At 68.4% G+C, this 25381-nt stretch carries 24 protein-coding genes and 1 tRNA gene; 15 read left to right on the top strand and 10 right to left on the bottom strand.

Annotated elements, in window-relative coordinates; translation table 11 throughout:
- Positions 1 to 25: 25 nt before the first annotated feature.
- The 3 genes from Aco03nite_RS35770 (at position 26) to Aco03nite_RS35760 (ending at position 1696) form a co-directional block, all read left to right on the top strand.
- On the top strand, positions 26 to 904 hold the full coding sequence (locus Aco03nite_RS35770) for a helix-turn-helix domain-containing protein (protein WP_203803957.1): 879 nt from the start codon (positions 26 to 28) through the stop codon (positions 902 to 904).
- Positions 874 to 1092 (top strand): DUF397 domain-containing protein, encoded by a 219-nt coding sequence (locus tag Aco03nite_RS35765; RefSeq protein ID WP_373872661.1) that lies wholly within the window; start codon positions 874 to 876, stop codon positions 1090 to 1092. Before Aco03nite_RS35770 ends, Aco03nite_RS35765 begins: the two co-directional genes overlap by 31 nt.
- A gap of 163 nt (positions 1093 to 1255) precedes the next feature.
- Entirely contained in the window at positions 1256 to 1696 is a 441-nt protein-coding gene (locus Aco03nite_RS35760; RefSeq protein ID WP_203803951.1) for a hypothetical protein, read from the top strand.
- A 189-nt stretch (positions 1697 to 1885) separates the two neighbouring features.
- On the opposite strand, the gene Aco03nite_RS35755 is transcribed toward Aco03nite_RS35760, so the two are convergent.
- The 3 genes from Aco03nite_RS35755 to Aco03nite_RS35745 all read right to left on the bottom strand — a co-directional run bounded on the left by Aco03nite_RS35755 (position 1886) and on the right by Aco03nite_RS35745 (position 3841).
- Positions 1886 to 2500: a hypothetical protein gene (locus Aco03nite_RS35755; protein WP_203803948.1), complete on the bottom strand. Its 615-nt coding sequence runs from the start codon at positions 2498 to 2500 to the stop codon at positions 1886 to 1888.
- 164 nt (positions 2501 to 2664) lie between these two features.
- Positions 2665 to 3489, bottom strand: a complete 825-nt coding sequence (locus Aco03nite_RS35750) for a WecB/TagA/CpsF family glycosyltransferase (RefSeq protein WP_203803946.1) — start codon at positions 3487 to 3489, stop codon at positions 2665 to 2667.
- A gap of 269 nt (positions 3490 to 3758) precedes the next feature.
- Positions 3759 to 3841 (bottom strand) — tRNA-Leu (locus Aco03nite_RS35745).
- 257 nt (positions 3842 to 4098) lie between these two features.
- On the opposite strand from Aco03nite_RS35745, the gene Aco03nite_RS35740 reads away from it, so the two are divergent.
- From Aco03nite_RS35740 to pknB, 7 genes are all read left to right on the top strand, one after another.
- Complete coding sequence (locus tag Aco03nite_RS35740) at positions 4099 to 4887, top strand: FHA domain-containing protein (protein ID WP_092557979.1); 789 nt, start codon at positions 4099 to 4101, stop codon at positions 4885 to 4887.
- 5 nt (positions 4888 to 4892) lie between these two features.
- Complete coding sequence (locus Aco03nite_RS35735) at positions 4893 to 5375, top strand: FHA domain-containing protein FhaB/FipA (RefSeq protein ID WP_203803943.1); 483 nt, start codon at positions 4893 to 4895, stop codon at positions 5373 to 5375.
- Positions 5372 to 6751, top strand: a complete 1380-nt coding sequence (locus tag Aco03nite_RS35730) for a PP2C family protein-serine/threonine phosphatase (protein WP_203803940.1) — start codon at positions 5372 to 5374, stop codon at positions 6749 to 6751. The genes Aco03nite_RS35735 and Aco03nite_RS35730 overlap by 4 nt, the downstream gene beginning before the upstream one ends.
- 79 nt (positions 6752 to 6830) lie before the next feature.
- Positions 6831 to 8291, top strand: a complete 1461-nt coding sequence (locus tag Aco03nite_RS35725) for an FtsW/RodA/SpoVE family cell cycle protein (protein ID WP_203804059.1) — start codon at positions 6831 to 6833, stop codon at positions 8289 to 8291.
- On the top strand, positions 8288 to 9784 hold the full coding sequence (locus Aco03nite_RS35720; protein ID WP_203803927.1) for a peptidoglycan D,D-transpeptidase FtsI family protein: 1497 nt from the start codon (positions 8288 to 8290) through the stop codon (positions 9782 to 9784). Before Aco03nite_RS35725 ends, Aco03nite_RS35720 begins: the two co-directional genes overlap by 4 nt.
- 1 nt (position 9785) lies before the next feature.
- Positions 9786 to 11126 carry a serine/threonine-protein kinase gene (locus Aco03nite_RS35715; RefSeq protein ID WP_203803924.1) on the top strand — a complete coding sequence of 447 codons (1341 nt, stop codon included), beginning with the start codon at positions 9786 to 9788 and terminating at the stop codon, positions 11124 to 11126.
- Positions 11123 to 12904, top strand: coding sequence for a Stk1 family PASTA domain-containing Ser/Thr kinase (gene pknB / locus Aco03nite_RS35710; RefSeq protein ID WP_203803915.1), 1782 nt, complete (start codon positions 11123 to 11125; stop codon positions 12902 to 12904). Before Aco03nite_RS35715 ends, pknB begins: the two co-directional genes overlap by 4 nt.
- 58 nt (positions 12905 to 12962) lie before the next feature.
- On the opposite strand, the gene Aco03nite_RS35705 is transcribed toward pknB, so the two are convergent.
- From Aco03nite_RS35705 to Aco03nite_RS35690, 4 genes are read right to left on the bottom strand one after another with little or no spacing between them, the layout of a single operon-like run.
- Complete coding sequence (locus Aco03nite_RS35705; protein ID WP_203803913.1) at positions 12963 to 13613, bottom strand: aminodeoxychorismate/anthranilate synthase component II; 651 nt, start codon at positions 13611 to 13613, stop codon at positions 12963 to 12965.
- A gap of 4 nt (positions 13614 to 13617) precedes the next feature.
- A complete protein-coding gene (locus tag Aco03nite_RS35700; protein ID WP_203803911.1) occupies positions 13618 to 13869 on the bottom strand; it encodes a hypothetical protein in 252 nt (83 codons plus the stop codon).
- A 4-nt stretch (positions 13870 to 13873) separates the two neighbouring features.
- Positions 13874 to 15391: a class E sortase gene (locus Aco03nite_RS53415; RefSeq protein WP_239145718.1), complete on the bottom strand. Its 1518-nt coding sequence runs from the start codon at positions 15389 to 15391 to the stop codon at positions 13874 to 13876.
- The gene (locus tag Aco03nite_RS35690; RefSeq protein WP_203803909.1) at positions 15388 to 16152 is read right to left on the bottom strand and encodes a DUF881 domain-containing protein; all 765 of its coding nucleotides are present in this window, start codon (positions 16150 to 16152) and stop codon (positions 15388 to 15390) included. The genes Aco03nite_RS53415 and Aco03nite_RS35690 overlap by 4 nt, the downstream gene beginning before the upstream one ends.
- Positions 16153 to 16326: 174 nt before the next feature.
- Here Aco03nite_RS35690 and Aco03nite_RS35685 point away from each other — a divergent pair, with 174 nt between their 5' ends.
- Together Aco03nite_RS35685 and Aco03nite_RS35680 are read left to right on the top strand one after the other, a co-directional pair.
- Positions 16327 to 16590, top strand: a complete 264-nt coding sequence (locus Aco03nite_RS35685; RefSeq protein ID WP_203803907.1) for a cell division protein CrgA — start codon at positions 16327 to 16329, stop codon at positions 16588 to 16590.
- Positions 16591 to 16735: 145 nt separating this feature from the next.
- The gene (locus Aco03nite_RS35680) at positions 16736 to 18886 is read left to right on the top strand and encodes a (Fe-S)-binding protein (RefSeq protein WP_203803905.1); all 2151 of its coding nucleotides are present in this window, start codon (positions 16736 to 16738) and stop codon (positions 18884 to 18886) included.
- Positions 18887 to 18937: 51 nt separating this feature from the next.
- On the opposite strand, the gene Aco03nite_RS35675 is transcribed toward Aco03nite_RS35680, so the two are convergent.
- Positions 18938 to 19636, bottom strand: coding sequence for a GOLPH3/VPS74 family protein (locus tag Aco03nite_RS35675; RefSeq protein WP_203803903.1), 699 nt, complete (start codon positions 19634 to 19636; stop codon positions 18938 to 18940).
- A gap of 86 nt (positions 19637 to 19722) precedes the next feature.
- On the opposite strand from Aco03nite_RS35675, the gene Aco03nite_RS35670 reads away from it, so the two are divergent.
- From Aco03nite_RS35670 to Aco03nite_RS35660, 3 genes are all read left to right on the top strand, one after another.
- A complete protein-coding gene (locus Aco03nite_RS35670) occupies positions 19723 to 21057 on the top strand; it encodes a hemolysin family protein (RefSeq protein ID WP_203803900.1) in 1335 nt (444 codons plus the stop codon).
- Complete coding sequence (locus Aco03nite_RS35665; RefSeq protein ID WP_203803897.1) at positions 21050 to 22075, top strand: hemolysin family protein; 1026 nt, start codon at positions 21050 to 21052, stop codon at positions 22073 to 22075. Before Aco03nite_RS35670 ends, Aco03nite_RS35665 begins: the two co-directional genes overlap by 8 nt.
- 90 nt (positions 22076 to 22165) lie before the next feature.
- The gene (locus tag Aco03nite_RS35660) at positions 22166 to 23134 is read left to right on the top strand and encodes a LamG-like jellyroll fold domain-containing protein (protein WP_203803895.1); all 969 of its coding nucleotides are present in this window, start codon (positions 22166 to 22168) and stop codon (positions 23132 to 23134) included.
- On the opposite strand, the gene Aco03nite_RS35655 is transcribed toward Aco03nite_RS35660, so the two are convergent.
- Together Aco03nite_RS35655 and Aco03nite_RS35650 are read right to left on the bottom strand one after the other, a co-directional pair.
- Positions 23079 to 23240 (bottom strand): hypothetical protein, encoded by a 162-nt coding sequence (locus Aco03nite_RS35655; RefSeq protein WP_203803892.1) that lies wholly within the window; start codon positions 23238 to 23240, stop codon positions 23079 to 23081. The two genes, Aco03nite_RS35660 and Aco03nite_RS35655, sit on opposite strands and share 56 nt — an antisense overlap.
- Before the next feature lie 20 nt (positions 23241 to 23260).
- Complete coding sequence (locus Aco03nite_RS35650; RefSeq protein ID WP_203803881.1) at positions 23261 to 24466, bottom strand: helix-turn-helix domain-containing protein; 1206 nt, start codon at positions 24464 to 24466, stop codon at positions 23261 to 23263.
- Positions 24467 to 25381 lie beyond the last annotated feature (915 nt).

Here is a 25381-nt window from a genome sequence, read left to right as displayed (position 1 = left end):
ATGGGCACGCCGGGAGACTGGATCGGTGAATCGACGCCGCAGTCCCACCCTTCGTCGACGCCGCCTCGGTGTGGAACTGCGCAGACATCGTGAGGCGGCCGGCGTAACCATCGACGTGGTGGCAGAGCGACTTGGTTGTTCGCCATCGAAGATATCCCGCATCGAAACCGGACATACCAGTGCCAGCCCCGTCGACGTAAGCGACATGTTGGTCATTTATGGTGTGAATAATGACATAGCGGGCGAATTAGTAGAAATATCTCGAGATGCCCGCCAGAAAGGCTGGTGGCATCCCTTCTCCACCGTCCTGAACAGCACTTATGTCGGCTTCGAAGCCGAAGCTAGATCAATTCAGGCGTACGAACAGCAGGTGATTCCCGGTCTGTTGCAGAGCGAGGAATACGCCCTGGCTCTCATTGGATCCGCCCGATGGGATGACACCGACCTGAGAATCGCGCATCGGGTCCGCGTCCGCATGCAACGCCAGTCGTTGTTGATTCAGGACGATCCAATCGATCTTTGGGTGGTACTCGATGAAGCGGTGGTGAGTCGCCCCGTCGGCGGTGACGCGGTCATGCGTGACCAGCTTCGACATCTGGTCGAGGCCGCACGGCTGCCGAATGTGACTCTCCAGATCCTGCCGTTCGAGGTCGGCGCGCATGCCGCCATGGACGGCACGTTCACGATCCTCGACTTCCCGGACGGGGATCCCGCCGTGGTCTTCACCGAGAACGCGGCCGGTGGTCTCTTCCTGGAGAAGGACGACGAACTCCGCAAGTACCGCGAAGTCTTCGACACCATCAAGGCTGCCGCCCTGGATCCGGAGGATTCCATCGAGATGATCGAGATGCTGGTAGAGGAGCCATTGTGGAAATCGAGGCGAAGGGCCTCCGGGTCGACCTGAACCGGGCCCAGTGGTTCAAGAGCACGCGCAGTGGCCCCAACTGCGACAACTGTGTCGAGGTGGCTTTTGTCGGAGAGGCGATCGCGGTGCGGGACTCGAAGAACCCGACCGGTCCGGCATTGATCTTCACGGCCGCCGAATGGGACGCGTTCGTGGGTGGTGCCAAGGACGGCGAGTTCGACCTCTGAGAACGTAGGCACGACCGGTCCGGCGACATGATCGCCCGGGCCGGTCGTTGCTATTTGCCCGGTTTTCCGTCGCTGGACCGGGATCGCCTCGTTGAAGAGTCCAAGCGCGGACCGGACCGCGCTGTGGGCCGGGACACATCACTAAACGAGGCAAGGCAGACAGATGACGATTGGGTCCGACAATCTCAGCAGCGGTTCGTCGACGGCGCAGGACCGGTTCAGCGGCGGTGTCAGCGCCTACCGGCAGGGCCGGCGCGAAGCCTTGGACAGCAGCGACGGCGAACTGGTCCGCTCCACGTCGGGCCTGCCGACCCGATCCCCGGGCCGGTCACACAGCAGCCTCGAACCGAGCAGCCCGCTGGACCGAGCCGGGAAACTCCCGGCCCTGGACATGCCGAGCCTGAGCGACTCCTTCAGCTCCAGCAGCTGGAGCGACAGCGGCTCGTCCGGCCAGTCGATGGCCGACCACCCCCTGCTCCGGGGCCTGCTGATGGAACTCCCGGCCCGGGGCACCCTGCCGCCGTCCGACTGGCTGGACCGCTGGTTCGAGGCCACCAGGTCCATTCTGGAGCTTCTCTACCAGCAGGAGGCCCGGCGCCACTGACCGCTCAGATCCCTACGCGCTGAGCAGGCCCAGCGAGTCGGCGGACGGAGATCCCGGCTCGGCGATGTAAAGGGTCATCGTGAGCCGGTCGTCGGCCCGCAGATCCCCGACCGTGACATCGGCTGCCTCGGCACGGCGTGGGTGTGGTGGCGCGGACCGGACGCGGATGTGGGGTGCGGTGGTGTGGGGTCAGCGGACCCCGGCCGGGATGCGCTCGCGGTCGATGGGGGTCAGGACCAGTGGGGCCAGGCGGCTGTGGCGCAGGGCGGCCCGGACGCCGATGCCGGCGATCGCCAGTGCGACTCCGATGACGGCGAAGCCCGCCACCCCGGCCGACTCGCCGATCGGCAGGGTCACCAGGCCGGCGGCGATCGGCAGGCCGATCAGCGCGGCCAGGCCGGTGATCTGCAGTGGCGCGGCCAGCAGCGGGTGGGCGGCGGCGGCGCGCAGGCCGGGCGGGATCGGGGTCAGCGGGGCGGTGGCGAACGCGCCCGCGCCACGCCGGACACGCCCGAGACGGCGCACCGTCGCGGTCACCACGAGCAGGCCGGGAACGGCCGGCAGCAGGGCCGCGGTCGGGGCGGACTGGACACCCGGCAGCATGGTCGCGACGAGTGGCACCGCGATGAACACCGCGAGACCCGCGACGATCAGCCCGGTCACCAGCCCGGCTCGTCGGCGGAGCTGGTGTGCGGTCGCGGCGGTCTGCAGCCCGTCGGAGAGCAACCCGGCGGCGAGCCAGGCGGCAGCGAGCGTGCTGATCATGATGACGTCCACAGCGGTGTCCACATCGACAGCGTTCACCGCTGGAGCAAGCTTCGAAACCGGGATATGCCCGGAACGAGAACCCGTAGGGGTTATGGGCGACCAAGAGTTATCGAAACTTCACCCTGGGTCATGATCAGATCAGACGATGTGGACAAACGCGTCAGCCGGAAAGTGATCTGTGCCGCAGTGTCGGAAAAAGATCAGACCGCGAACTCACGCACCGGCTCGGTCGCCGGGGCCGGCGGGGTCGCCTTCCACAGGCCGAGCTTCTGCGCGCCCAGCCGGCTCAGGTAGGCCGGGTTCAGGATGATGTAGCGCTTCCACAGGCGCTTCGGCTCCAGACCGAGACGCCACAGCCACTCCAGCGCGTACTTCTGCATCCAGGCGGGCGGGTTCTTCAGCAGGCCGGCGTGGTAGTCGAAGGCGGCGCCGACGGCCAGCAGCGGCATGTCCAGCAGCGGGCGCATCGCGTAGGTGAAGATCTCCTGCCGCGGGCAGCCCAGCCCGACCAGCACGACCCGGGCACCCGAGGCCTTGATGCGCTCGGCGATGGCCTCCGGCTCGCCCGGCTGTGACTTACGGAACTTCGAAGCCTCCACGCCGGCGATCTTCAGAGCCGGGAACATCCCCTGAAGAGCCGGAACAAGCCGCTCCAGAACCGGATCGGTGGACCCGTACAGATAAATCGGCAGGCCCTCGGCGGCAGCCTGCTCGACCACTTTCAAGGTCAGCGACGGCCCGTAGACCCGATCGGTCAGCCCGGCCTTGTGCAGAACGTTCAGCGCCCAGCGAACAGGCTGCCCATCGGGTGTGACCAGATCGAAAGAATTGAGCCGGGCATTGTGAGCCGGATCTTCCACCCCGGTCATGACCCCGTGCACGGCCAGAGCGGTGACCGCGAACGGACGCTGCTCCCGAGCCGCCTCGATGATCTGCGCGGTGGCAGTCGCATAGTCCGTGGCGTCCACCAGCACGCCCAGAACGTTGTGCTTGCCCTGCCGAACACCAGCACCAGTCGCAGTCACGACCGCACCCCACCCTGAAGACCGATTGAGGCGGCGAGCATAACGCTCCCCACACCTTCACCCGAAAGTTGACGCCCCCGCGGACCTTCGATGAGCGTACCCACGCAGGCACTTGATTTTGACCTTGACGAGGCCCACCCGAACCCGGGGCCTTCCTCAGCGCCCACCGTGATGCGGGGTTCCCGGGGGCTCGGCCCACGGGGTAGATATGACGAGAGCGACGCCGGTTCCGCGGTATATGCGGAACAGACGTCGCCCATTCGCTCTCGTGGGGATGGGGGGAGTTGAACCCCCACGTCCTTTCGGACACACGGACCTGAACCGTGCGCGTCTGCCATTCCGCCACATCCCCATGTGACTGCCTTGCTGTCTTGCCGTCGTGCTGTGCTTCCAAGATCATACATCTGATCTTTTCGGCGGAACCAGGCGGGTCAGGCCTGCTTCTTGTTACTGGCTGCGACAGACTACGCTGTCGCACGTCACTAAGCGAGTTTGTATTCGCCCCGCGACGGAGGAAACATTAGCACGGCGTCGAGGGGCGCCATACGAGGGTCAGAAGTGCCGGCTGCTCTTGCTCTAAGGATGCGCAAGCGGTCGCCGGATACCATCATGTCCTCGGAACCCGAGGAGGAGCCGGTGAGCGTGCTGCAGCGCTTTGAGAAGCGATTGGAAGGCCTGGTCGAAGGGGCCTTCGCCAAGGTCTTCAAGGGTGTCGTGCACCCTGTGGAGATTCTGAATGCCATGCAGCGGGAGGCCGAGGCGCACAAGGCCATCCTCGCCGGTGGCCGCACCCTGGTGCCCAACCGCTACGTGATCGACCTGTCGCCCTACGACCACAGTCGTCTGGCGCCCTATGCCGCCGCGCTGGCTCAGGAGCTGGCGCAGTCCCAGGCCGAGTTCATCGGTGAGCAGGCCTGGACGGTCTACGGCGACGTGATCGTCGAGATCGAGCGCGGCGACGGGCTGGACACCGGGATGTTCCGGGTGACGGCCGAGGTCTACACCGGTGGCGAGGTCGCCCCGGTGCAACAGCCGGCCTACGACGCCGGCCCGCAGTATTCGCCCTATGACCAGCAGGGCGGCGGCTACCAGCAGCAACAGCACCATGGTGGCCCGCGCAGCGTGGGCCTGGTCTCCGGTGACGGCCGGACCTACCCGCTGCAGATGGGCTCGACGGTGATCGGCCGCGGCGACCAGGCGAACCTGCGCCTGCCCGACGTCGGCATCTCGCGCCGCCACGCCCGGCTGGACTACGACGGCAACCAGGTCGTGCTGACGGATCTGGGGTCGACGAACGGCACCATGGTCAACGGCCAGCGGGTGTCCGCCGTCGCCCTCAACCCGGGGGACATGATCCAGCTCGGGACGACCACACTCACCTTCCGAGTGGACGGCTAGCGGCCTTGCCCGAATTCGTCCTCACCGTTGCTCGTTTCGGGTTCCTCATCCTGCTGTGGATCTTCGTGTTCACGGTGGTCGGAGTGATCCGGCGGGACCTCTTCGCGAGCAGCCGGGCCAAGAGCATCGTCGCCAGCCCTCGGGGGGTGGGTGGCGCGGTGCTCCCTGGCCGGCCCGCGAAGGTGAAACGCGGTAAGGCGGCGCGGCAACTGGTCGTGACTGCCGGTAACTTGGCCGGCACGAGAATCACTCTCGGTGAAGCTCACATCACGATCGGCCGCGCCGAGGATTCGACGCTCGTCATCACCGACGACTTCGCGTCCGCGCGGCACGCCCGCCTGGTGCCGCGCGAGGGCCAGTGGTTCGTCGAGGACCTCGGCTCGACCAACGGCACCTACCTTGATCGCGGTAAGGTCTCCGGACCCACTCCAGTCCCCCTTGGCGTTCCGATCCGGATCGGGCGCACTTCTCTCGAGTTACGGCCATGACCCTGACCCTGCGCTATGCCGCCCAGAGCGACCGCGGTCTGATCCGAGACCTGAACCAGGACTCCGTCTACGCCGGGCCGCGACTTCTCGCTGTCGCGGACGGCATGGGCGGCATGGCCGCCGGTGACGTCGCGTCCAACATCGTCATCGCCGCCATGGCGCCGCTCGACGACGACGTCCCCGGGGACGCCATGGTCGACGCCTTGCGGCACGCCGTCGGGACCGCCAATCAGCAGCTGCGGGACACCGTCGACGCCAACCCTCAACTCGAGGGGATGGGGACCACGCTGACCGCGGTCCTCTTCTCCGGCAGCAAGTTCGGCATGGTGCACATCGGGGACTCCCGGGCGTACCTGCTGCGCAAGGGTGAGTTCGCCCAGATCACCAAGGACGACACGTACGTCCAGATGCTCGTCGACGAAGGCCGTGTCAGCCCGGAGGAGGCGAGCAGCCACCCGCAGCGGTCGCTGCTCACCAGGGCGCTGGACGGGCGGGACATCGACCCGGAGTATTCAGTTCGCCAGGTGCTCCAGGGCGATCGCTACCTGATCTGCAGCGACGGTCTCTCCGGTGTGGTCAGTGGCGAGACCATCGGCCAGACCATGCGGGAGCTGACCGACCCGAAAGCGTGTGTCGAGCGGCTGGTCCAGCTCGCCCTGCGCGGCGGCGGGCCGGACAACATCACCGTGATCATCGCGGACGCCGTCGACGGCATCGTCGAGCAGGCTCCGATCGTGGGTGGCGCCGCGTCGCTCGACCGGGGCAACACCACGGTCGCCGACAGCTCCACCTCGGCGGCCCGCGCCGCCGCGCTGAAACCGCAGGCGCCCCGCCCGGCCCAGCCGGAGCCGAGCAGCGGTTACGAGCGGGACGCGGAGCCCTCCGGTCACCCGGTGCGCACCACCCTGCTGGTGCTGGCGCTGCTCGGGGTGCTCGGCGGTGGCCTGTGGGCCGGCTGGCGGTACACCCAGGGGCAGTACTACGTCGGTGCGACCGAGCAGGGTCAGCTCGCCATCTTCCAGGGCGTGCCCGGCCAGGTCGCCGGTCTGGACCTGTCGACGGTGAGCGAGACCAGCCAGGTCCGGCTCGAGGATCTGACCTCGACCGCTCAGGAACGGGTCAAGCAGGGCATCCACGCCGCGAACCAGGCGACCGCCCGCACCACGCTGGCCGACCTGACCAAGGACGATCCGTCGAACCCGAACCTCAAGCCGATCTGCACGACCGCCGGCACCACGCCGCCGGTCTCCGCCTCGGCCAGTCCGTCCGTGGTGCCGAACCGGAGTGCCGGGGCCTCGGCGCCCGCTGCCGGTGCCGGTTCCGCGGAAAGTACTCCGCCGGCGGTCGACCCGGTCGTGTGCCGGACCGTCGACTGAGTAACTCGGCCTACACGTCTGGGGATAATTCTTGACCGCGCCCGCCGTACCGGCTCCGACGCCCGCCTCCACGGGCGAGATGTCGCGTATCCGGCAATGGAAGACGCGCCGTAACGCCGAACTCGGGCTGCTGGCGTTCGCCATGGTCCTCGTCGCGGTTTTCAGCGCGACGGTCGAGGCGAATCAGTACGACAAGATCAATGCGAACTTCTGGGTGCCGGCCGCTCTGATCGGCGGCCTGTTCCTCGGTCTGCACATCGTCGTCCGATTCACCGCACCGTATGCCGACCCGGTTCTGCTGCCCGCGGTGGCGTTGATCAACGGCATCGGCGTGGCCTTCCTCCGCCGCCTGGACATCGCCCGGGCGATCGCCCGGGACCTGCCCGAGCCGGGGTTCTTCGCCGAGACCAGCGGGCGGCAGCTCGCCTGGACGCTGATGTCGCTGGTCCTGGCCGCGGTGCTGTTGACGGTGGTGCGCGACCACAAGATCATTTCGCGGTACGCCTACACACTCGGCCTCATCGGCATCGTGCTGATGATGATCCCGGCCGTGCTCCCGGGTAAGTACTCCGAGGTCAACGGCGCCAAGATCTGGATCAAGTTCGGCAGCGCCTTCTCGATCCAGCCGGGTGAGTTCGCCAAGATCGCACTGGTCTCGTTCTTCGCGTACTACCTGGTCCGCAAGCGCGAGGTGCTGTCCCTGGCCAGCCGCCGGGTCCTCGGGATCGACTTCCCGCGTGGCCGGGACCTCGGTCCGGTTCTGACCGTGTGGCTGTTCAGCGTCCTGGTCCTGGTCTTCGAGAAGGACCTCGGCACCGCGCTGCTCTACTTCGGGCTCTTCGTCGTCACGCTCTACGTGGCGACCGAGCGGTCCAGCTGGCTGATCATCGGCCTGCTGCTGTTCTTCGGCGGCGTCTACGTGGCGTACCTGCTGGGCAGCGTGGTCGGCGGGCCGTTCGCGAACTTCTACGACCGGGCCGCGGTGTGGCTCGATCCGTTCGCCCAGTCGAACTACGAGCGGGAGAGCGGCAGCAGCTACCAGCTCGTCCAGGGCCTGTTCGGGCTCGGCACCGGCGGCCTCTTCGGCACCGGGCCGGGCGCGGGCTCCCCGAGCAAGGTGCCCGAGGTCCGGAACGACTTCATCTTCGCCGGTCTCGGCGAGGAGATCGGTCTCTTCGGGCTGATCGCGCTCCTGGTGCTCTATCTGCTGATCGTGGAACGTGGCCTGCACGCGGCCCTGGCGGTCCGGGACTCCTTCGGCAAGCTCGTCGCCGGTGGTCTGGCCTTCACCCTCGGCCTGCAGGTCTTCGTCATCCTCGGCGGCATCACCGGCCTGATCCCGCTGACCGGTCAGACCACCCCGTTCCTGTCCGCCGGTGGTTCGTCGCTGATGGCGAACTGGATGCTCGTCGCCATGCTGTTGCGGATCTCCGACGCGGCCCGGCGACCACAGAACGCCGTGCCGGAACGGGCCGGTGGAGCACCCAAGAAAGCACCCACTCAACTGCACGGCGCCATGACGGAGGTGATCAAGCCGTGAACGGTCCGCTTCGACGCTCTGGTGTGGTCATCATGGTCCTGTTCGGTGCGATTTTCGTGAAACTGAACTGGATCCAGGCGTACAAGGCCGACGAGTACCGCACCGACGACCGCAACCAGCGGGTCCAGATCGCCGAGTACGACCGTCCCCGTGGCGTGATCGAGGCCGGCGGCGTGCCCCTGGCCGAGAACACCGAGACCGGTGGCGAGCTGAAGTACCAGCGGACGTACCCGAAAAAAGAGGTCTACGCCCCGGTCCTCGGCTACAAGCCGCTGAGCGGTGTGGCGGTCGGCATCGAGTCGGCCGAGAACGACATCCTTTCCGGCGCCAGCGACAAGCTCTTCGCGGACCGGCTCAGCGACATGTTCACCGGTGATTCCAGCAGCGGCGGCAACATCGTCCTCTCGCTGATCCCGCGTGCGCAGGAGGTCGCCTGGAAGCAGATGACCAACAACGAGCGCGGTGTCACCCGAGGCGCGGCGGTCGCGATCGACCCGAGCACCGGCGCCGTCCAGGCCCTGGTCTCGATGCCGAGCTACGACCCGAACCCGCTGGCCAGCCACGACAGCAAGGTGGCTTCGGCGGCGTACAACGAGCTCAACAACGACAAGAGCCAGCCGTTGCTGAACCGGGCCGTCGCGAACACCCTGCCGCCCGGCTCGGTGTTCAAGGTGATCGTCTCGGCGGCGGCGCTGGAGAACGGGTACAACCTGGACACCGAGATCCCGGCCGGCGCCGTCTACCAGGAGGGCGGCGCGACGATCCGCAACTCCGAGGACGAGGTCTGCCCGGGCAGCCAGATCACCCTGAAGGAGGCGCTGACCACGAGCTGCAACACCGGCTACTCCAAGCTCGGTGTGAAGCTCGGGCGCGACAAGGTGATCGACAAGGCCAAGGACTTCGGGTTCGAGGACGAGTCGCTCAAGGTCGGCGACCTGGAGAGCGGCAAGGGCCTGACGGTGGCGGCCAGCCGCACCGGCACCATCGCCAACAAGGACGGCAGCGTCGACAAGGCGGCCCTCGCCCAGTCGTCGCTCGGTCAGCGTGACGTCCGGATGACTCCGCTGGAGGGCGCGATGATCGCCGCCACGGTGGCCAACGGTGGCAAGCAGATGCGGCCCTACCTGGTGCAACAGCAGCTCGACTCGAGTCGCGGGACGATCTACACCGCCGCTCCGAAGGCGCTGCGTGAGCCGATCAGCTCGTCCACGGCCAACGGCCTGCGCGAGATGATGGTGAGCGTCGTCACGGACGGCACCGGCAAGAACGCCAAGATCAGCGGGTGGGAGGTCGGTGGCAAGACCGGCACCGCCCAGAACACCGCCGACGGCGATCCGCACGGCTGGTTCGTCGGTTTCGCCTACAAGGACGGCAAGGCCGTTTCCGCGGTGTGCGTCATGCTGGAGAACGTGCCCGGTGGTCACGCCAGTGCCGAGGCGGCCCGGATCGCCGGGCTCATCATGAAGGCCACGGCCGCTCAGGGAGGGAACTGACATGATCCGCCCGGGGGTCACGCTCGGGGGGCGATACCGCTTGGAGGAGCGGATCGCCGGGGGCGGCATGGGCGATGTCTGGAAGGGCATCGACGATGTCCTGGGCCGGACCGTCGCGGTCAAGATCCTGCTCCCTGCCCTGCTCGACGAGCCGGGTTTCGCCGAGCGGTTCCGCGGCGAGGCCCGGACCATGGCCACCATCAACCACCCGGGCGTGGTCGACGTCTACGACTACGGCAGTGACCAGTCGATCGCCTTCCTGGTCATGGAGTACGTCGAGGGTGACGCGCTGTCCCGGACCCTGAGCCGGGTCGGCCGGCTCACCCCGGCCCGGACCATGGCGCTGGTGGCCCAGGCCGCCGACGCGCTCCAGGCCGCGCACGGCAACGGCATCGTGCACCGGGACGTCAAACCCGGCAACCTGCTGGTACGCCCGAACGGCACCCTGGTCCTGACCGACTTCGGCATCGCCCGGTCGGCCCTGGTCGGCCAGTTGACGGTGGCCGGCGCGGTGCTCGGCACGGCGTCCTACATCTCTCCCGAACAGGCCGCCGGTGACGTCGCCACGGCGGCCTCCGATGTGTACGCCCTCGGTGTCGTCGCGTACCAGTGCCTCTCCGGGCACCGGCCGTTCGACGGCGCCACCCCGATCGAGATCGCCATGAAGCACGTGCGGGAGACTCCGCGCCCGCTTCCCGGCGACATCCCGCCCGCGGTGCGCGCCATCGTGGAACGGGCGATGGCCAAGGACCCGACGACCCGCTGGCCCAGCGCCTCGGCGATGGCCGCGGTGGCCCGGCAGGCGGCGTCTTCGTTGACGACCGCGCAGCAGCCGGTCGCTCCGCAGCAGCCGCCGATGCAGAACCCGAGCCCGGTCAGCGCTCCGCCCAACCGCCCGCAGTCGGGGGCGGCCCGGGCCGCGGTGCCGCGCCCGGTGTCGGGTGCCCGGGGTGCGGCCTCGGTGCCGACCCCGCCGCCGATGGCACCACCCGTGTCACCAGCGCCGCCGCAGCCCTACCGGCCGCAGTCGGCGCCCCCCGCGAACCCTTACCACCCGGCGGCTGCCAAACCGGAGAGTACTTTCGGACGTCAGGTGCTGGTCGTCCTCGCCGTGGTGCTGGCACTGCTGGTGCTGCTCTGCGCCGGGGTCATCTCTTTCCTGTTACGAACCGGCAACGGCATTACCGCCTCAGGCAGCACGCTGGGTCATCACAGCAGCTCTGAGGCTATCCTCCGCTCGGACGCGGTCGCTGACGAGGTGTCGGTGACGTCGTACCGTCTAAAGAAGGCCGATGCCCAGCTCGGTCGGTTCCGACCTAACGAAGGACGACAGACGTTATGACGGCTCAGGCCCGCCTGCTCGGTGGCAGGTATCAGGTCGGCGAGCTGCTCGGATACGGCGGCATGGCCGAGGTGCACAAGGGACGCGACCAGCGTCTCGGCCGGGACGTCGCGATCAAGATGCTGCGAACCGACCTGGCCCGGGACGCCACCTTTCAGGAGCGTTTCCGTCGTGAGGCACAGAACTCCGCGGCCCTGAACCACCCCGCAATCGTCGCCGTCTACGACACCGGCGAGGAGATCTCGGCGTCCGGCGAGAAGCAGCCGTTCATCGTGATGGAGTTCGTCAACGGCCAGACCCTCAAGGAGGTTCTGGCCCAGGAACAACGGCTCCAGCCACGCCGGGCACTGGAGATCATCGCCGACATCTGCGCGGCGCTGGAGTTCAGCCACCGGCACGGGATCATCCACCGGGACATCAAGCCCGGCAACGTGATGATCACGCAGAACGGCCAGGTCAAGGTGATGGACTTCGGCATCGCCCGGGCTCTGGCCAGCGGTGCCACCACGATGACGCAGACCAGCGCGGTCATCGGCACGGCACAATATCTTTCGCCCGAGCAGGCCCGGGGCGAGTCGGTCGACGCACGATCCGATGTGTACGCGGCCGGCTGTGTCCTGTTCGAACTGGTCATCGGGCACCCCCCGTTCGTCGGCGACAGCCCGGTCAGCGTCGCCTACCAGCACGTCCGTGAGGAACCGAAGGCACCGAGCTCGATCGTCCGCGACCTGCCGCCGGAGATCGACGCGATGGCGTTGAAGGCGCTCTCGAAGAACCCCCTCAACCGTTACCAGAGCGCCCAGGAGATGCGCGCCGACGCGTTGCGCGCCGTCTCCGGCCGTCCGGTCCTGGCCACCCCGGTGATGAGCCAGGCCGAGACCATGGCGCTGAACTCCGGCATGCAGCAGCAACAGTGGCCGCCGCAGGGCGCCACCACCGTGCACCGTCCGGTCAACGACGGCTACATGGGCGGTGTCCAGCCGAAACCGGAGAGCCGGTCGTCGTGGGTGATGGCCGTGGTGGCCGGCCTGGCCGTGCTGGTGGTGGTCGTTCTCGGGGTGGCCCTGGCGCTGAACCGGGACAAGGATCCCGGCAACAACACCGCCGCGGAGCCGCAGCCGGTGGCCATGCCCAACCTGGAGGGCATGACCAACAAGGACGCGGTGGCCGAGCTGACCGCGCAGAAGTTCACCAATTTCAGCGCGACCGACCCGGAGACGACCGAGGACTGCGACAACACGGTCATCAAGCAGAACCCGTTGCAGGGTTCGACCGTGCAGCTAACCGACCCGGTCACGTACACCCTCTGCGCCAAGCCGGAACAGGTCGCGATTCCGGGCAACCTCAAGGGCGGCAGCCTCAGCTCGGTCAAGGCGCAGCTGGAGGACCTCGGCCTCAAGGTGGATCCGCGTGAGGTCGACAGCACCCTGCCGAAGAACCAGGTCATCGAGGTCGAGAGCTCCGGTGAGTCGGTGCCGCCGAACACCACGATCACCGTCCGGTACTCGAACAACAGCCAGGTCGAGGTGCCGAAGCTGGTCGGTCTGACCCAGTCGGCGGCGGAGGCGCTGCTCGACGAGCGCGGGCTGAACGTCGAGGTTCAGCTGGTGCAGGCCGACGGTGATGTGGGAACGGTGATGACCCAGAGCCCGACGGCCAACAAGAAGGTCAAGAAGGGCAGCACCGTCGTCATCCAGATCATCCAGGAGCCGGAAGCCGAACCGAATCCGAGCACCTCGGAGTCGTCCAGCCCACCACCGGACGGCGAGACTCCCTGATCGAACGGAAAACGGCCGGCACCCCGAAGGGTGCCGGCCGTTTTTGATCAGATAGTGCTCAGGCGGTGGCGAACGCGGACAGGCGGCGGGTCTCCACCTCGGCGGCCAGTGCCGGGGCCTTCTCCAGGGCGGACGGCAGACCGCGGGACGCCAGCCAGTTCGCCAGCATGGTGTGGCCGCCCTCGGTCAGGACCGACTCGGGGTGGAACTGGACGCCCTCGATCGGGAGGGTGCGGTGCCGCATCGCCATGACCACGCCGGATTCGGTCGTGCCGGTCACCTCGATCTCGGCGGGCAGCGTCTCCGGCACCACGGCGAGCGAGTGGTAGCGGGTCGCGGTGAACGGGTCGGGCAGCCCGGCCAGCACCCCGGCGCCCTTGTGGTGCACCTCGGAGGTCTTGCCGTGCAGCAGCTCCGGGGCCCGGTCCACGGTCGCGCCGAAGGCCGCCCCGATCGCCTGATGGCCCAGGCAGACGCCGAACATCGGGAGCTTCCCGGCGTACTCCCGGATCACGTCCATCATGATGCCCGCGCGGGTCGGCTCGCCCGGTCCCGGTGACAGCAGGATCCCGGCCGCGCCGAAGGTGCCCACCTCGGCCACGGTGATCTCGTCGTTGCGCCGGACCTCGCACTGCGCACCGAGCTGTTCGAGGTACTGCACGATGTTGAAGACGAACGAGTCGTAGTTGTCGATCACCAGAATGCGCACGTCGTCACCTGCTGGAGTTCGGGTTCGGTTGATTGGAGGTGGTGCTGTACGGAAGCTCGTCGTCACCCGGGACCGTGGTGTCGGCGTCCTGCCCGGTGCCGGCCTCGACCTGCACGTCGTCGAACGGCAGGAGCGGGGTGGCCCACGGGAAGACGACGTACCACAGCAGCGTGCCGACGGCCGTGAGCAGCACGACCGCGCAGGTCAGCTTCGCCCACAGGCCACCCGGCAACTTGCGCCAGATCCACGCGTACACGAAATCAGGCCTTCATCTCGGCCGGCATGCCGGCGTCCGTCTTGGTCTGGTCCCGCGGGACGGTCTCGACCAGCTCGGCATGGATGATCAGCCGCTCGTAGTTGTTGAACTTCGGGTTGCAGGTGGTGAGCGTGAGCACCGCCTCGGTGGGCTTGGCCTTGGGCTTGCCGGGGACCGGCGCGACCACCTCGACCTGGTGCGGTTTCACGACCTCCTGCTGATACACCCGGTAGACGAACCAGCTCTCCCGGGTCTCGACCCCGATGACGTCGCCGTCCTTGAGCTCGTCCAGCCGCCAGAAGATCTTCCGGACCCGGTGGCCGGCGACCGAGAAGTTGCCGATCTGGCCGGGTTTCGCGCTGTCCGGGTAATGGCCCGGGGCGTACTTGATGTCGTCCGGCTTGACGCCGTCGACGACCACCCACTTCATGTCGAACTTCGGGATGTAGAGGCGGCCGACCAGATTCGCGCCGGGCGCGGCCGGGCCCTTCTTGACCGGCCCGGACGGCGCCACCGTCGGATCGGCCCAGGCCTGGTCCAACTCGGTGCCGAGATCGTCCTGCTCGGACTCGACCGCGGCCGAGTTGCCGAAGACCTGATAACCCGCGAACAGCAGCACCACCAGGCCGAAAGTGATCATCAGCTCGCCGGAGGTGCGGATGCCGGTGCGGATCCGTGAGCCGATGGTCGGCCGGGTCAGTTCGGAGTAGACGCTCTTGTAGCCCTCATCGGTCTGCTCCGGCCGCAGCTTGACCACCCGCTCGCCGCGCTTGCCGGGATCCGCCTCGTCGGCGGCCGGGCCGGCCTCGGCCGGGCGGGCGCCGAGCGGGGTGGGGCCGACCGGGGCGGCGCCGAGCGCGGCATCCGGGCCGGCCGCCGCACGTGCGGCCTGGACCGCGCCGGCCGCGGGCACCACCGGGAGCAGGCCGGTCGGAGCGTTGATGGTCGGGATCATCGTGGTGGGGCTGAAGTCCCGCACCGGCTCAGCCGGAGCCGAAGCAGGGGCAGGAGCAGAGGCAGAACCAGAACCAGGAGCCGGTACGGCAGCCGGAGCGGTGTTGGGCACCGGCGCCGTGGGGGGCGCGGCCGCCCACGACGGGTTGGACTGGGCCCACGCGGGCTTCCGCTGCTCGTCGACCGGAGCCCAAGCCGCCGTGGCGCCGTCGTAAGCGGTGCTCAGCGGCTCGCTGACGGGTGCGGCGGGCGCAACCGGGGCCGGAGGGTGCGGCGCGGCCGTGGGAGCGCTCAGGCCCTCCGGGGCGGGCCGGCTGTGCCAGGACCCGGTGCCTCCGCCGGCGCCGGCCGAGGGGGCGGACTGCCCGCCGCCGATCGGAGCAGTGAAGTGCCTGCCGCTGTCGGCCGGAGGAGTGAAGTGCCTGCCGCTGTCGGCCGGCGGGGTGAGCGGCCCGCCGGGGACGCCGTCCGGGGACGCGTCGGTCAGGCGTGGGATGTAGGCGGTCTGAGCGGTCAGCGCGTCGCTGTCCGGGGCGCGGTGGCGGCCCGAGCCGGACGAGGCCGTCACGGGGCTGCCTGCGCCGAACGGAGGTCGGTCGATCCGTCGTACGCCTGCACTGTCACGTTCTTCTCCGCCTTTTCCGTGTAACCGAGCCCGAAGTCGGTGACGGCCTCCCGGAACTGTCTGACTCCCTCTGCGGACTCCAACGCGTGACTCATCGCTGTGGGTTCGCCGATCGCAGTGATCTTGAAGGGTGGTGAGAAGACCTGGCCGTGAAGGAGCAGGGTATTGCCGACACAGCGTACCGCGCTCGTGGAGATCACCCGGACATCCATGATCGTCATGGCCTCGGCGCCACCGGCCCAGAGAGCGTTCACGACGGCCTGGACGTCACCCTGATGTACTACCAGGTCGTCGTTGTCCGGGGCGTTGTCGCCGAAATCCGCGCCACGACGGGGTGAGTCGTTGAGAGTGACCGTCACACCCGGACCGGTGAGTTTCGAGAAACCCGCGGATTGACGCAGCGCGTTGGCCTGGTTCTGGGCCGGCTGGTCCAGTTCGGCCAGACGCCCGGTCTCCCGGTCCACCTCGGCCAGCAGATCGGCCGCCTCGCGCTCCCCGGCCGCCAGCCGCTTGCGTTTCTCGGCGATCAGCTGGGTGAGCTGCGGGCGCCGGTCCTCGCGCAGGGTCGTACCGTCCGCCGTGGTCGCCGACGTGGTGAACAGCAGACCCGCGGCGAGCGCGATCAGCGGAACTCCGGCCGACCAGACCGATCGCCGGCCGGTCGGGACACGCCGGAGCGCGAGTTTCCACCTTGAAAAAGCCACTCAGCCCCCCTGAGAACAGACGCTCGGGGTATTTTCTCTCCCCGGCGGGTGCCTGTCTGCGTACCGCCTTGACTACGCTAGCGAGCGAACAGTATTCGCCACGGGCAGCGTTCGGGACTTCCGGAGCCGCTCAGCGGTGGGTTGTTCACCACTTGTTGCCCTCAGGAGAAGACCGTGCCCAAGTCTCAGGTTCGCAAGAAGAAGGTCTACACCCCGCCGTCGGACATCAGCCCGGCGGTCAAGGGTGCGACCAACAAGCCGAGTCCGGTCTGGTTGCCCGCTACCGCGGTGACCTTGATCGTGGTCGGTATCGCCTGGCTGGTGATCTACTACCTGTCCTCGCAGCAGTGGCCAGTGGAGAGCTGGCGTTACTGGAACCTGGCGGTCGGCTTCGGCTGCATGGTCGCTTCCCTGGGACTGCTGTCACGCTGGCGATAAAGCGCCCCGCATACATGTGAAAATCTCCGAAAGTTAGCGCACCCCGGCTCGGCGTGGGGTGCGCTTTCGGCGTGGGGCGCTTGCCCAGCTATTACTCATGAGTAACATAGGTTGGCGCACCGCCGACCGAGGAGGCACAACGCTGATGGGCTACGCGCAGATAGTCGCCACCGTCTTGGCGGGGGCAATCACGGTGGTGGCCGTCTACCTTGCGGTCCGTGCCGTTATGACGATTACCGCGGTGATCCGGCAGGGCCAGCCGGACCCGGCTCGTTTCGAGGATCCGAAGACCCGCACGAAGACCATGCTGGTGGAGACCGTCGGTCACACCCGGATGCTGAAGTGGTCCGCGATCGGCGCGGCCCACTGGCTGGTGATGGTCTCGTTCGTCATCCTGTCGTCGCTGGTGCTCGAGGCGTACTTCGAGGTGGTGAGCCCGCGACTGGGCCTGCCGATCATCGGGCACTGGGTGGTGTTCGGGCTGGTCACCGAGTGGATCGGGATCCTTGGCACGCTCGGCATCCTCTACCTGGTGTTCGTGCGCCAGCGGCAGAAACCGGGCAAGGTCAAGCGTTCACGTTTCCTGGGTTCGACGATGTGGCAGGCCTACTTCGTCGAGGCGATCATCATCGGCGTCCTGATCTTCGGGTTCCTGATCCGCGGGTTCAAGGTCGCCACCGGTCACTTCGAGTACCCGCTCTGGGCCACCCCGCTCAGCCACGCCATCGGCTCGGTGCTGCCGGCCTGGGCGGACGGCGCCACCTGGATGGCGCTCATCAAGATCCTCATCTCGATGAGCTGGCTGATCACCATCTCGCTGAACCCGACGATGGGTGTCGCCTGGCACCGCTTCCTGGCGTTCTTCAACATCTACTTCAAGCGCAGCCCGGAGAAGCCGGCCGGTTCCGGACTGGGTGCGCTCAAGCCGATGATGAGCGAGGGCAAGCCGCTCGACTTCGAGGAGGCCGACCCGGAGAAGGACCTCTTCGGTGTCAATCAGGTCGAACAGTTCACCTGGAAGGGTCTGCTCGACTTCTCCACCTGCACCGAGTGCGGGCGCTGTCAGTCGCAGTGCCCGGCGTGGAACACGGCGAAGCCGCTCTCGCCGAAGCTCCTCGTGCTGTCGCTGCGTGATCACGCGTACGCGAAAGCGCCCTATCTCCTCGCCGGAGGCGGAAAAGATCTGATGGGCGAGGAGAAGGCCACCGAGGCCCAGCTCGCCCACATGGACGTCCTCGCGCTGGCCGAGGGCAACCGCCCGCTGATCGGCGGCGTCGACGAGAACGGTGTCATCGACCCGGACGTGCTGTGGTCCTGCACCACCTGCGGTGCCTGCGTCGAGCAGTGCCCGGTCGACATCGAGCACATCGACCACATCGTCGACATGCGCCGCTACCAGGTGCTGATCGAGTCGAGCTTCCCCTCCGAGGCCGGCGTGATGCTGCGCAACCTGGAGAACAAGGGCAACCCGTGGGGCGCGCCGCAGAACACCCGGGAGGACTGGACCAAGGGTCTGGACTTCGAGGTGCCGCGGGTCGGCGAGGCCGAATTCGATTACCTCTTCTGGGTCGGCTGCGCCGGCGCGTTCGAGGACCGGGCCAAGAAGACCACCCGCGCGGTGGCCACGCTGCTGCACGAGGCCGGTGTCAACTACGCGATCCTCGGCGAGGGGGAGACCTGTACGGGTGACCCGGCGCGGCGGATCGGCAACGAGTTCATCTACCAGATGCTCGCCCAGCAGAACGTCGAGACGCTCAACGAGGCCTTCGGAGACCAGAAGGTGAAGCGGATCGTCGCGACCTGCCCGCACTGCTTCAACACCCTCGGCAACGAGTACGAGCAGCTCGGCCTCAAGGTCGAGGTGGTGCACCACACCCAGCTGCTCGCGCACCTGGTCAAGGAGGGCAAGCTCACCCCGGTCCAGCCGATCGACGGTGAGGTCACCTACCACGACCCCTGCTACCTGGGCCGGCACAACCGGGTCTTCGACGCGCCCCGCGAGCTGCTGGGCTCGGCCGCCGGCAAGGACATCACCGAGATGCCGCGGAACCAGGAGCGGTCCTTCTGCTGCGGTGCCGGTGGCGCCCGGATGTGGATGGAGGAGCGTATCGGCAAGCGGATCAACGTGGAGCGCACCGAGGAGGCCCTGGCCACCGGCGCGAAGACGATCGCGGTGGGCTGCCCGTTCTGCTACACGATGATCGGTGACGGCGTGACCGGAAAGGGCAAGCAGGAGGAGGTGGAGGTGGTCGACGTGGCCACCGTCCTGCTCCGCTCGCTCAAACAGGAAGCCTGAGTCAGGTCCGAACGATGGCCGGCCGCGGTCCGCGGCCGGCCATCGTCGTGTTCAGGACCCGCCACCACCCCCGCCGTCGCCACCTCCGCCGCCTCCGTCACCGCCGCCGCCATCGGTGACGACGACCGCGGCCGCCACGGCCATCTGCACGTCCCGGATGGTCCGGTACACCGCCTCGGCCGCCCACTGCCCCTCGCTGATCTCGTCGAGCCGGGCCCGGAGCACCTTGCGGTCCATGTCGGGGAAGATCTTGCGGGCCGCGCCGGTCGCCGCGACCAGGGCACAGAGCGCGCCGGTACGCGGATCGACGGTCCCGTGCCCCGCCAGCGCCGCCCGCATCCGCCCGCGAGCCTCGGTCTCGGCGGCCGGCTCCACCCCGTGCACCGCCGGGTACCGGGTCCGGGGAAAGATGACCAGCACCCGGCTGTGCTCGGCCCGCAGCACCTCCGAGGCGACCAGATGATCCAGCACCGGCTGCCGGACACCTTCGGAGAGTTTCCGCACCCAGTGCCCGGGCTTGCGGTCCCGGCCGTCGGTGCTGATCCGGTTGAGGGCCTGCGTCACCAACCCGGAGCCGACGGGTGTGGTGTCCAGCACCACGACCCTGCCGTTCTCCACCCCGATGCGTTCGGCCAGCGCCAGTTCGACAAGCAGCGCGCCGCCCAGCGCGTAGTCGAGGCCGCTGCCCTCGATGATCCGGCGCCCGTCGTCGGCGTACGCCAGAAGCACCAGCTCTTCCAAGAGGTCCATCCCCCGACGGTAGAACCCTGCGTCACCGGCGTGATTGGTGACGAATGGCCCGGGTCCGGCACAATGAGGTCCGAGGTGAACCGATCATGGACGGGCTGTTCCTGACCGCGGTGCTCCCGTTGGTGGCGTTCGCGCTGCTCACGATGGGCAACGCGTTTTTCGTGGCGGCCGAGTTCGGTTTGGTGACCGTCGATCGAGTGGAGATCGACATACGAGCCACGGCGGGTGATCGTCAGGCACGCCGGGTTCGGACCGCGCTCCAGGAACTCTCCTTCCAGCTCTCCGGGGCGCAGCTCGGCATCACCTTGACCGCGCTGCTCACCGGTTACCTGGCTGAACCGGCCCTCTCCAAACTCTTCGAGCCGCTCGTCGAACCGATCGCCGGCGACTCGACCGAAACCCTGACCCACGTGATCGCCCTGGTGGTGGCGACCCTGGTGTCGATGCTCTTCGGTGAACTCGTGCCGAAGAACGCGGCGCTGGCCCGCCCGATGGGCATCGCGCTGCGGACCGCGGCCCCGCTGCGCGCCTTCTCGATCGTCCTCAAATGGCTGATCGCCGCGCTCAACGGCACCGCGAACTGGCTGGTCCGCCGCCTCGGCATCGAGCCGCAGGAGGAGCTGGCCAGCGCCCGCTCGCCGGAGGAGCTCGGCCTGCTCGCCGCGATCAGCGCCTCGGCCGGGGCGCTGCCCACCGAGACCGCCACCCTGCTGCGCCGGACCATCCGGTTCGGTGAGAAGCGTGCCGCCAAGGCGATGACGCCACGGGTCGACGTGGTCGGTCTCAAGACCACCGCCAGCGTCGCCGACCTGATCACGGTGGCCCGAGAGACCGGTCACACCCGATTTCCGGTGTACGAGAACACCCTCGACGTGGTGACCGGAGTCGTCGGTGTGAACGACGCCCTGGGCGTGCCACCCGAACGACGGGCCGCCACCCGGGTGTCCGCCCTGGCCAAGGAGCCGGTCTACGTGCCGGAGAGCCTGACCCTGGACAAGGTGCTCGCCGTGCTGCGGTCGGCCGGCGCGGACCTGGCCATCGTGGTCGACGAGTACGGCGGCACCGACGGCGTGGTCACCACCGAGGACCTGGTCGAGGAACTGGTCGGGGAGATCGCCGACGAGTACGACACCGATCTCGGCGAGACCGGCACGCAGGAGCTGACGGCGCCCGGTGGGGAGAAGACCTTCCTGGTCGACGGGCTGCTGCGGGAGGACGAGATCCACGAGCAGACCGGGTTCCGGCTGCCCGAGGGGCCGTACGAGACGCTCGCCGGTTTTCTGCTCGCCCGCCTCGGACACATCCCGATCGCCGGGGAATCGCTGGAGGAACACGGGTGGGAGTTCACCGTGATGGAGGTCGACCGGCACCGCATCGAACAGGTGCGCGTCGTGGCGCCGCAGGAGCCGGCTGATGACTGAGTTGCTTTTTGTAGCCGTACTCCTGGTCGGAAATGGTCTTTTTGTCGGTGGGGAATTCGCGCTGATCGCGTCGCGGCGGACCGTCCTGGAGCCACTCGCCGAGACCTCGCAGGCGGCCCGCTGGGCACTGTCCGCGATGAGCCAGATCCCGCTGATGATCGCCGGCGCCCAGCTCGGCATCACGATCTGCACGCTGGTCCTCGGCGCGATCGCCGAACCGACGGTCGCGCACCTGCTGGAGGGCCCGTTCCATGCGATCGGGCTGCCGGACAACGTGGTGCACCCGATCGCGTTCGTGCTGGCCCTGATGATCGTGACGTTCCTGCACACGGTGATCGGCGAGATGGTGCCGAAGAACATCACCCTGGCCGGCCCGGAACGCTCCGCGCTCGTCCTCGGCCCGTTCATGCTGGCCTTCTGCATCGCGACAAAACCGCTGCTCAATGCGATGCGGTTCCTGTCCCGGATGATCCTGAAACTCTGGAAGATCGAGACCACCGACGCGGTCAAGACGGTCTTCACCGCCGAGGAACTGGCCGGCATGGTCAACCACGCGCGCACCGAGGGGCTGCTCGGGACCGAACAGTACGCCCGCATCCACGCCGCCCTCGGGCTCAGCGACCGCACCGCCGCCGACACGTTCCTGCCCTGGTCACGGGTGACCACGGTGGCCGCCGACGTGTCACCGGCAACGCTGGAGGCGGTCGCGACGCGCAGTGGCCGGTCCCGGTTCCCGGTGGTCCAGCGCGACACCCGGCGCGTGCTCGGCTTCATTCACATCAAGGACATCCTCGGGTACGCGGGAGCACAGCGCCGCCTCCCGGTGCCGGCCGACGTGATCCGGCCCCTGGCGGTGGTCTCGCCCGGCCGCAGCCTCGCCGACCTGCTGCTGACGATGCGCCGGGATCGGCTGCACATCGTGCTGGTCAGCGACGGGCAGCGGCCGCTCGGAGTGATCACCCTGGACGACGTGCTGCACGCGGTGATCGGGGAGCCGGCGGTCCAGGGCGCCTCCTAGGTCATCGGTTCGGTTGACCTCGTACGGGTGCTTCTGCCGTCGTCCGGAGTTTCGTTTCGGTCCTTCCGTGGTAATCGGGACAATAGCCCCATGCTTCAAATTCGGCGGCTCGTCGTCCCGGTAGGCGTCCTGTCATCGACCATCGCGCTGTCCGCGGTCCCGCTCCTGCTGAACCGCACCCCGTCGGCCGCGGTGCCCGCCGTCTCCCCCAGCCAGCCGGACATCTCCACCGCCCCGACCATCCCGCCGCTGCCGCCCCGGCCCGGGTTCCTGGACAACGTCGCCGCGTTCTCCGCGCCGCTGCCACCCGGCCGGGTCCGGACCGCCAGCACCCCCCTCGCCGTCCACTACGACTTCGACGGCGGAGTGGGCCGTCCGATCGCGGCCGCCGCCGGAGGACACGAGCTACGGCCGCTCGGGCAGAACGGGGGCACCCTCCGGCTCGTACCGCAGGGAACCGGTCTTGCCGTCGCCTACCCGGACCGGTGCACCCTCCCGAAGGAGAGGGATTGCCCCCGGGCCATCCTCGAAGGCCTCCGCGACGACAGCCTCAACCCCGGCATCCGCTCGCTCCGCTACGGCGCCTCGATCCGGATGACCCACGACGACCTGGCCGACGGCGCGAACGTGGTGCAGAAGGGCTACTCGGTCGGCGGCGTCAGCCAGTACAAACTCCAGGTCGACCACCGGCAGGGGCATCCGAGCTGCGTGATAGCCGGTCAGCGGGCCCGGATCTACCGGGCCGAACCGTGGATCGACGTCGCCGACGGCAGCTGGCACGACCTGGAATGCCGGCGCACCGCCGACCGGCTGACCATGTACGTCGACGGCATCCCGCGGGCCTGGGTGCCGATCCCCGAACAGCTCTCCATCGCCAACGCCGAACCCCTGCGCGTCGGCGGCAAAGGCCCCGCCCCCGGCAACGACCAGTTCGCCGGCGCCGTCGACGACGTCTTCGTGGCCATCGGACCGGTCACCGACGGTGCTCAGGTGTCCGCCGGCGTCAGTGCCGGGCCCGATACCCGGTCGGGCCGCCCCCGCCCGCAACGTACGTCCTGAACCCGAGCGACAGGCCGATCAGCTCGACGAAGAACCACAGTCCCAGCACCAGCGCGACCGCCCCACCACCGAGCAGCACCACCATGCCCACGGGCAGCTTCCGCATCCCGTTGTTCTACCCGGCTCTCAGGCCACCCGCATACGTTCGCCCAGCGCTCGCAGTTCGGCGCCGCCGGCCTGGCGGCGGGAGCGGTCCAGCAGGGAACGGACGGTCACCGCCAGCTCGGTGGACGTGCGGACGTGCTGCGGGGCGATGCGCTCGGCGGTCAGCAGGAAACGGATCGCCTCCCGGTCCCGGCCGCCGAGACGGACCAGCGCACGGGCCGTGTCCGCGTAGTAGAACACCTGGCGTATGCCCGCCGGGATCGCGGCCGGATCGGTGCGCCGGGCGATCTCCACCACCTGCGCCGGATCACCGTCGTCGACCTCGATGCTCATCCGCCAGATGTCCACGTTGGTGGGCCCGAAGAACATCCGCGTCGTGTCGGTCTCGCCGATCCGAAGCGCCAGCGCCGCCGCCTCGTTCAACCACTCCTGGCTGTCGTCGAGACGGCCCCGGCAGCGGCTGGCCAGGGCGGCGACCAGGAACAACGTACCGAGAGTCTCGGCTGCCCCGGCCCGCCCGAGATGCGGCAGCAGATCGCCGGCGGCGCGTTCGGCCAGGGTCTGCCCCCGCTGGTAGGAACCGCAGGCGACCGCAGCCCGGGCCATCGCATAGGCCGCGTGCCCCCGCAGCACCGGATCGCCGGACTCCTCCGCCGTGTCCCGGCACCGTTCCGCACCCAGCCAGGCGTCGGCCGGATGACCGAGCGCCCGCAACGTGGTGGAGGCGATCGACGTCGCGATGCACAGCAGCCGCAGAGCCTCCGCCTGATCCGGCCCGGCCGTCTCGGTGTGCAGGTCACGCAGCAGTTCCGGAAGCAGACGGGCCACACCCGCGTAGTCGCACGCCCGGTACAACGCCTCCACCACCTCCACGCTGCGCCGCAACTCGGCAAGCATCGGCGCGGCCCCGTCCGGTGGCTCGGTCAGGTCGATGTCGATCAGGGCCCGCCGCAGCCCGAGAACCCCGGCCTGCGCCGACGCGGTCACCCGATCGTGCGCCGGCACCCCGACGCCGGCCAGATCGGCGGGCGCGCATTCCAGCGCCCCCGCGATGTCGGCCAGCATGAACCGGTTGTCGGCGGTCTGCAGCCCACGCTCGATCCGGCTCCAGGTGGCATGCGAAACCCCGGCCCGGCTGGCCGCATACCGAACACTCCACCCGCGAAGCAGGCGCCGCGCCCGAATCCGCTCCCCAAGCTCAAGACCAGCGCTCCGTAGTGGACCCATACCGCCGACGGTAGCCCCACCCTCACCCGCAGTGGTCCACCCTTGTACCACCACCCGCAACCCCCCAAAAGCCGCCCCCACTCAAAGAGACCCAGCCACGATCCCGCAACGCCGATTGCGCTCCAAGAGGGCCCCGGCGCGATCCCGAAACGCCGGTCGCGGCCCCAGAGAACCAGGAGCGATCCCGAAACGCCGGTTGTGGCTACAGAGAGCCGGTAGTGATCCCGAAACGCCGGTTGTGGCTCACAGAGAGCCGGACGTGTTCCCGAAAGGCCGAGCATCCCACCCATGGCGATGAAAGCGGCAGGTGGCAATGGGCAGACCTTGCGCGGTGATGAAAGCGATGCGTGCCGGTAGACGAAGGCCGGCCGTTGCGGTGAAGGACCATTCGCGGCGGCGAGAGAGGTCGCGTGTGGCAACGAAGCACACCCACGTAGCGGCGAGCCAAAGCCAGGCGTGGTGATGGAGGCCATGCGCGGCGGCGGGAAAGGCCGCGCGTGGGGCGGAACTCGGTGCGTAGTGGTGGGGAAGGCCGGGCGTGGCATGGGAAGGCCGGCTCGACGGTGAGAACCAGCCGGGCGGCAAGGAAGACCGTGCGCGTCGGCGGAACGCAGTGCGTAGCGGCGGAAGAAAGCCAGACGCGGCAACAGCAGGCCGGGCTCGGCGAAGAAACCACGCAGGCTGGCCGAAAAGCCCGTGCCCAGTGGCGGAACCCAGCGAGTGGCGGCAGGAAAATGGCCAAACGCAGCGACGGAAGACCACGGCGACAAAAGGTTGTGCGCGATAGCGCCGGACCGACCCACCACGAGGAAGGGCGAAGCCCGACCAAGGTGCAAACCGCAACCCGACCAAGGTGCAAACCGCAACCCGACCAAGGTGCAAACCGCAACCCGACCAAGGTGCAAACCGCAACCC

It is taken from the genome of Actinoplanes couchii, from assembly GCF_016862075.1.
GTDB lineage: Bacteria > Actinomycetota > Actinomycetes > Mycobacteriales > Micromonosporaceae > Actinoplanes > Actinoplanes couchii.
The sequence above is the reverse complement of the archived record's forward strand: the minus strand, read 5'-3'. Positions and strand labels throughout refer to the sequence as shown.

Coding starts and splice junctions, on each gene's coding strand:
- Aco03nite_RS35760 (WP_203803951.1), top strand. CDS start 1,256: ATGACGATTGGGTCCGACAATCTCAGCAGCGGTTCGTCGACGGCGCAG.
- Aco03nite_RS35740 (WP_092557979.1), top strand. CDS start 4,099: ATGTCCTCGGAACCCGAGGAGGAGCCGGTGAGCGTGCTGCAGCGCTTT.
- Aco03nite_RS35730 (WP_203803940.1), top strand. CDS start 5,372: ATGACCCTGACCCTGCGCTATGCCGCCCAGAGCGACCGCGGTCTGATC.
- Aco03nite_RS35725 (WP_203804059.1), top strand. CDS start 6,831: ATGTCGCGTATCCGGCAATGGAAGACGCGCCGTAACGCCGAACTCGGG.
- Aco03nite_RS35715 (WP_203803924.1), top strand. CDS start 9,786: ATGATCCGCCCGGGGGTCACGCTCGGGGGGCGATACCGCTTGGAGGAG.
- pknB (WP_203803915.1), top strand. CDS start 11,123: ATGACGGCTCAGGCCCGCCTGCTCGGTGGCAGGTATCAGGTCGGCGAG.
- Aco03nite_RS35680 (WP_203803905.1), top strand. CDS start 16,736: ATGGGCTACGCGCAGATAGTCGCCACCGTCTTGGCGGGGGCAATCACG.
- Aco03nite_RS35675 (WP_203803903.1), bottom strand. CDS start 19,636: ATGGACCTCTTGGAAGAGCTGGTGCTTCTGGCGTACGCCGACGACGGG.
- Aco03nite_RS35670 (WP_203803900.1), top strand. CDS start 19,723: ATGGACGGGCTGTTCCTGACCGCGGTGCTCCCGTTGGTGGCGTTCGCG.
- Aco03nite_RS35665 (WP_203803897.1), top strand. CDS start 21,050: ATGACTGAGTTGCTTTTTGTAGCCGTACTCCTGGTCGGAAATGGTCTT.
- Aco03nite_RS35660 (WP_203803895.1), top strand. CDS start 22,166: ATGCTTCAAATTCGGCGGCTCGTCGTCCCGGTAGGCGTCCTGTCATCG.
- Aco03nite_RS35655 (WP_203803892.1), bottom strand. CDS start 23,240: ATGCGGAAGCTGCCCGTGGGCATGGTGGTGCTGCTCGGTGGTGGGGCG.
- Aco03nite_RS35650 (WP_203803881.1), bottom strand. CDS start 24,466: ATGGGTCCACTACGGAGCGCTGGTCTTGAGCTTGGGGAGCGGATTCGG.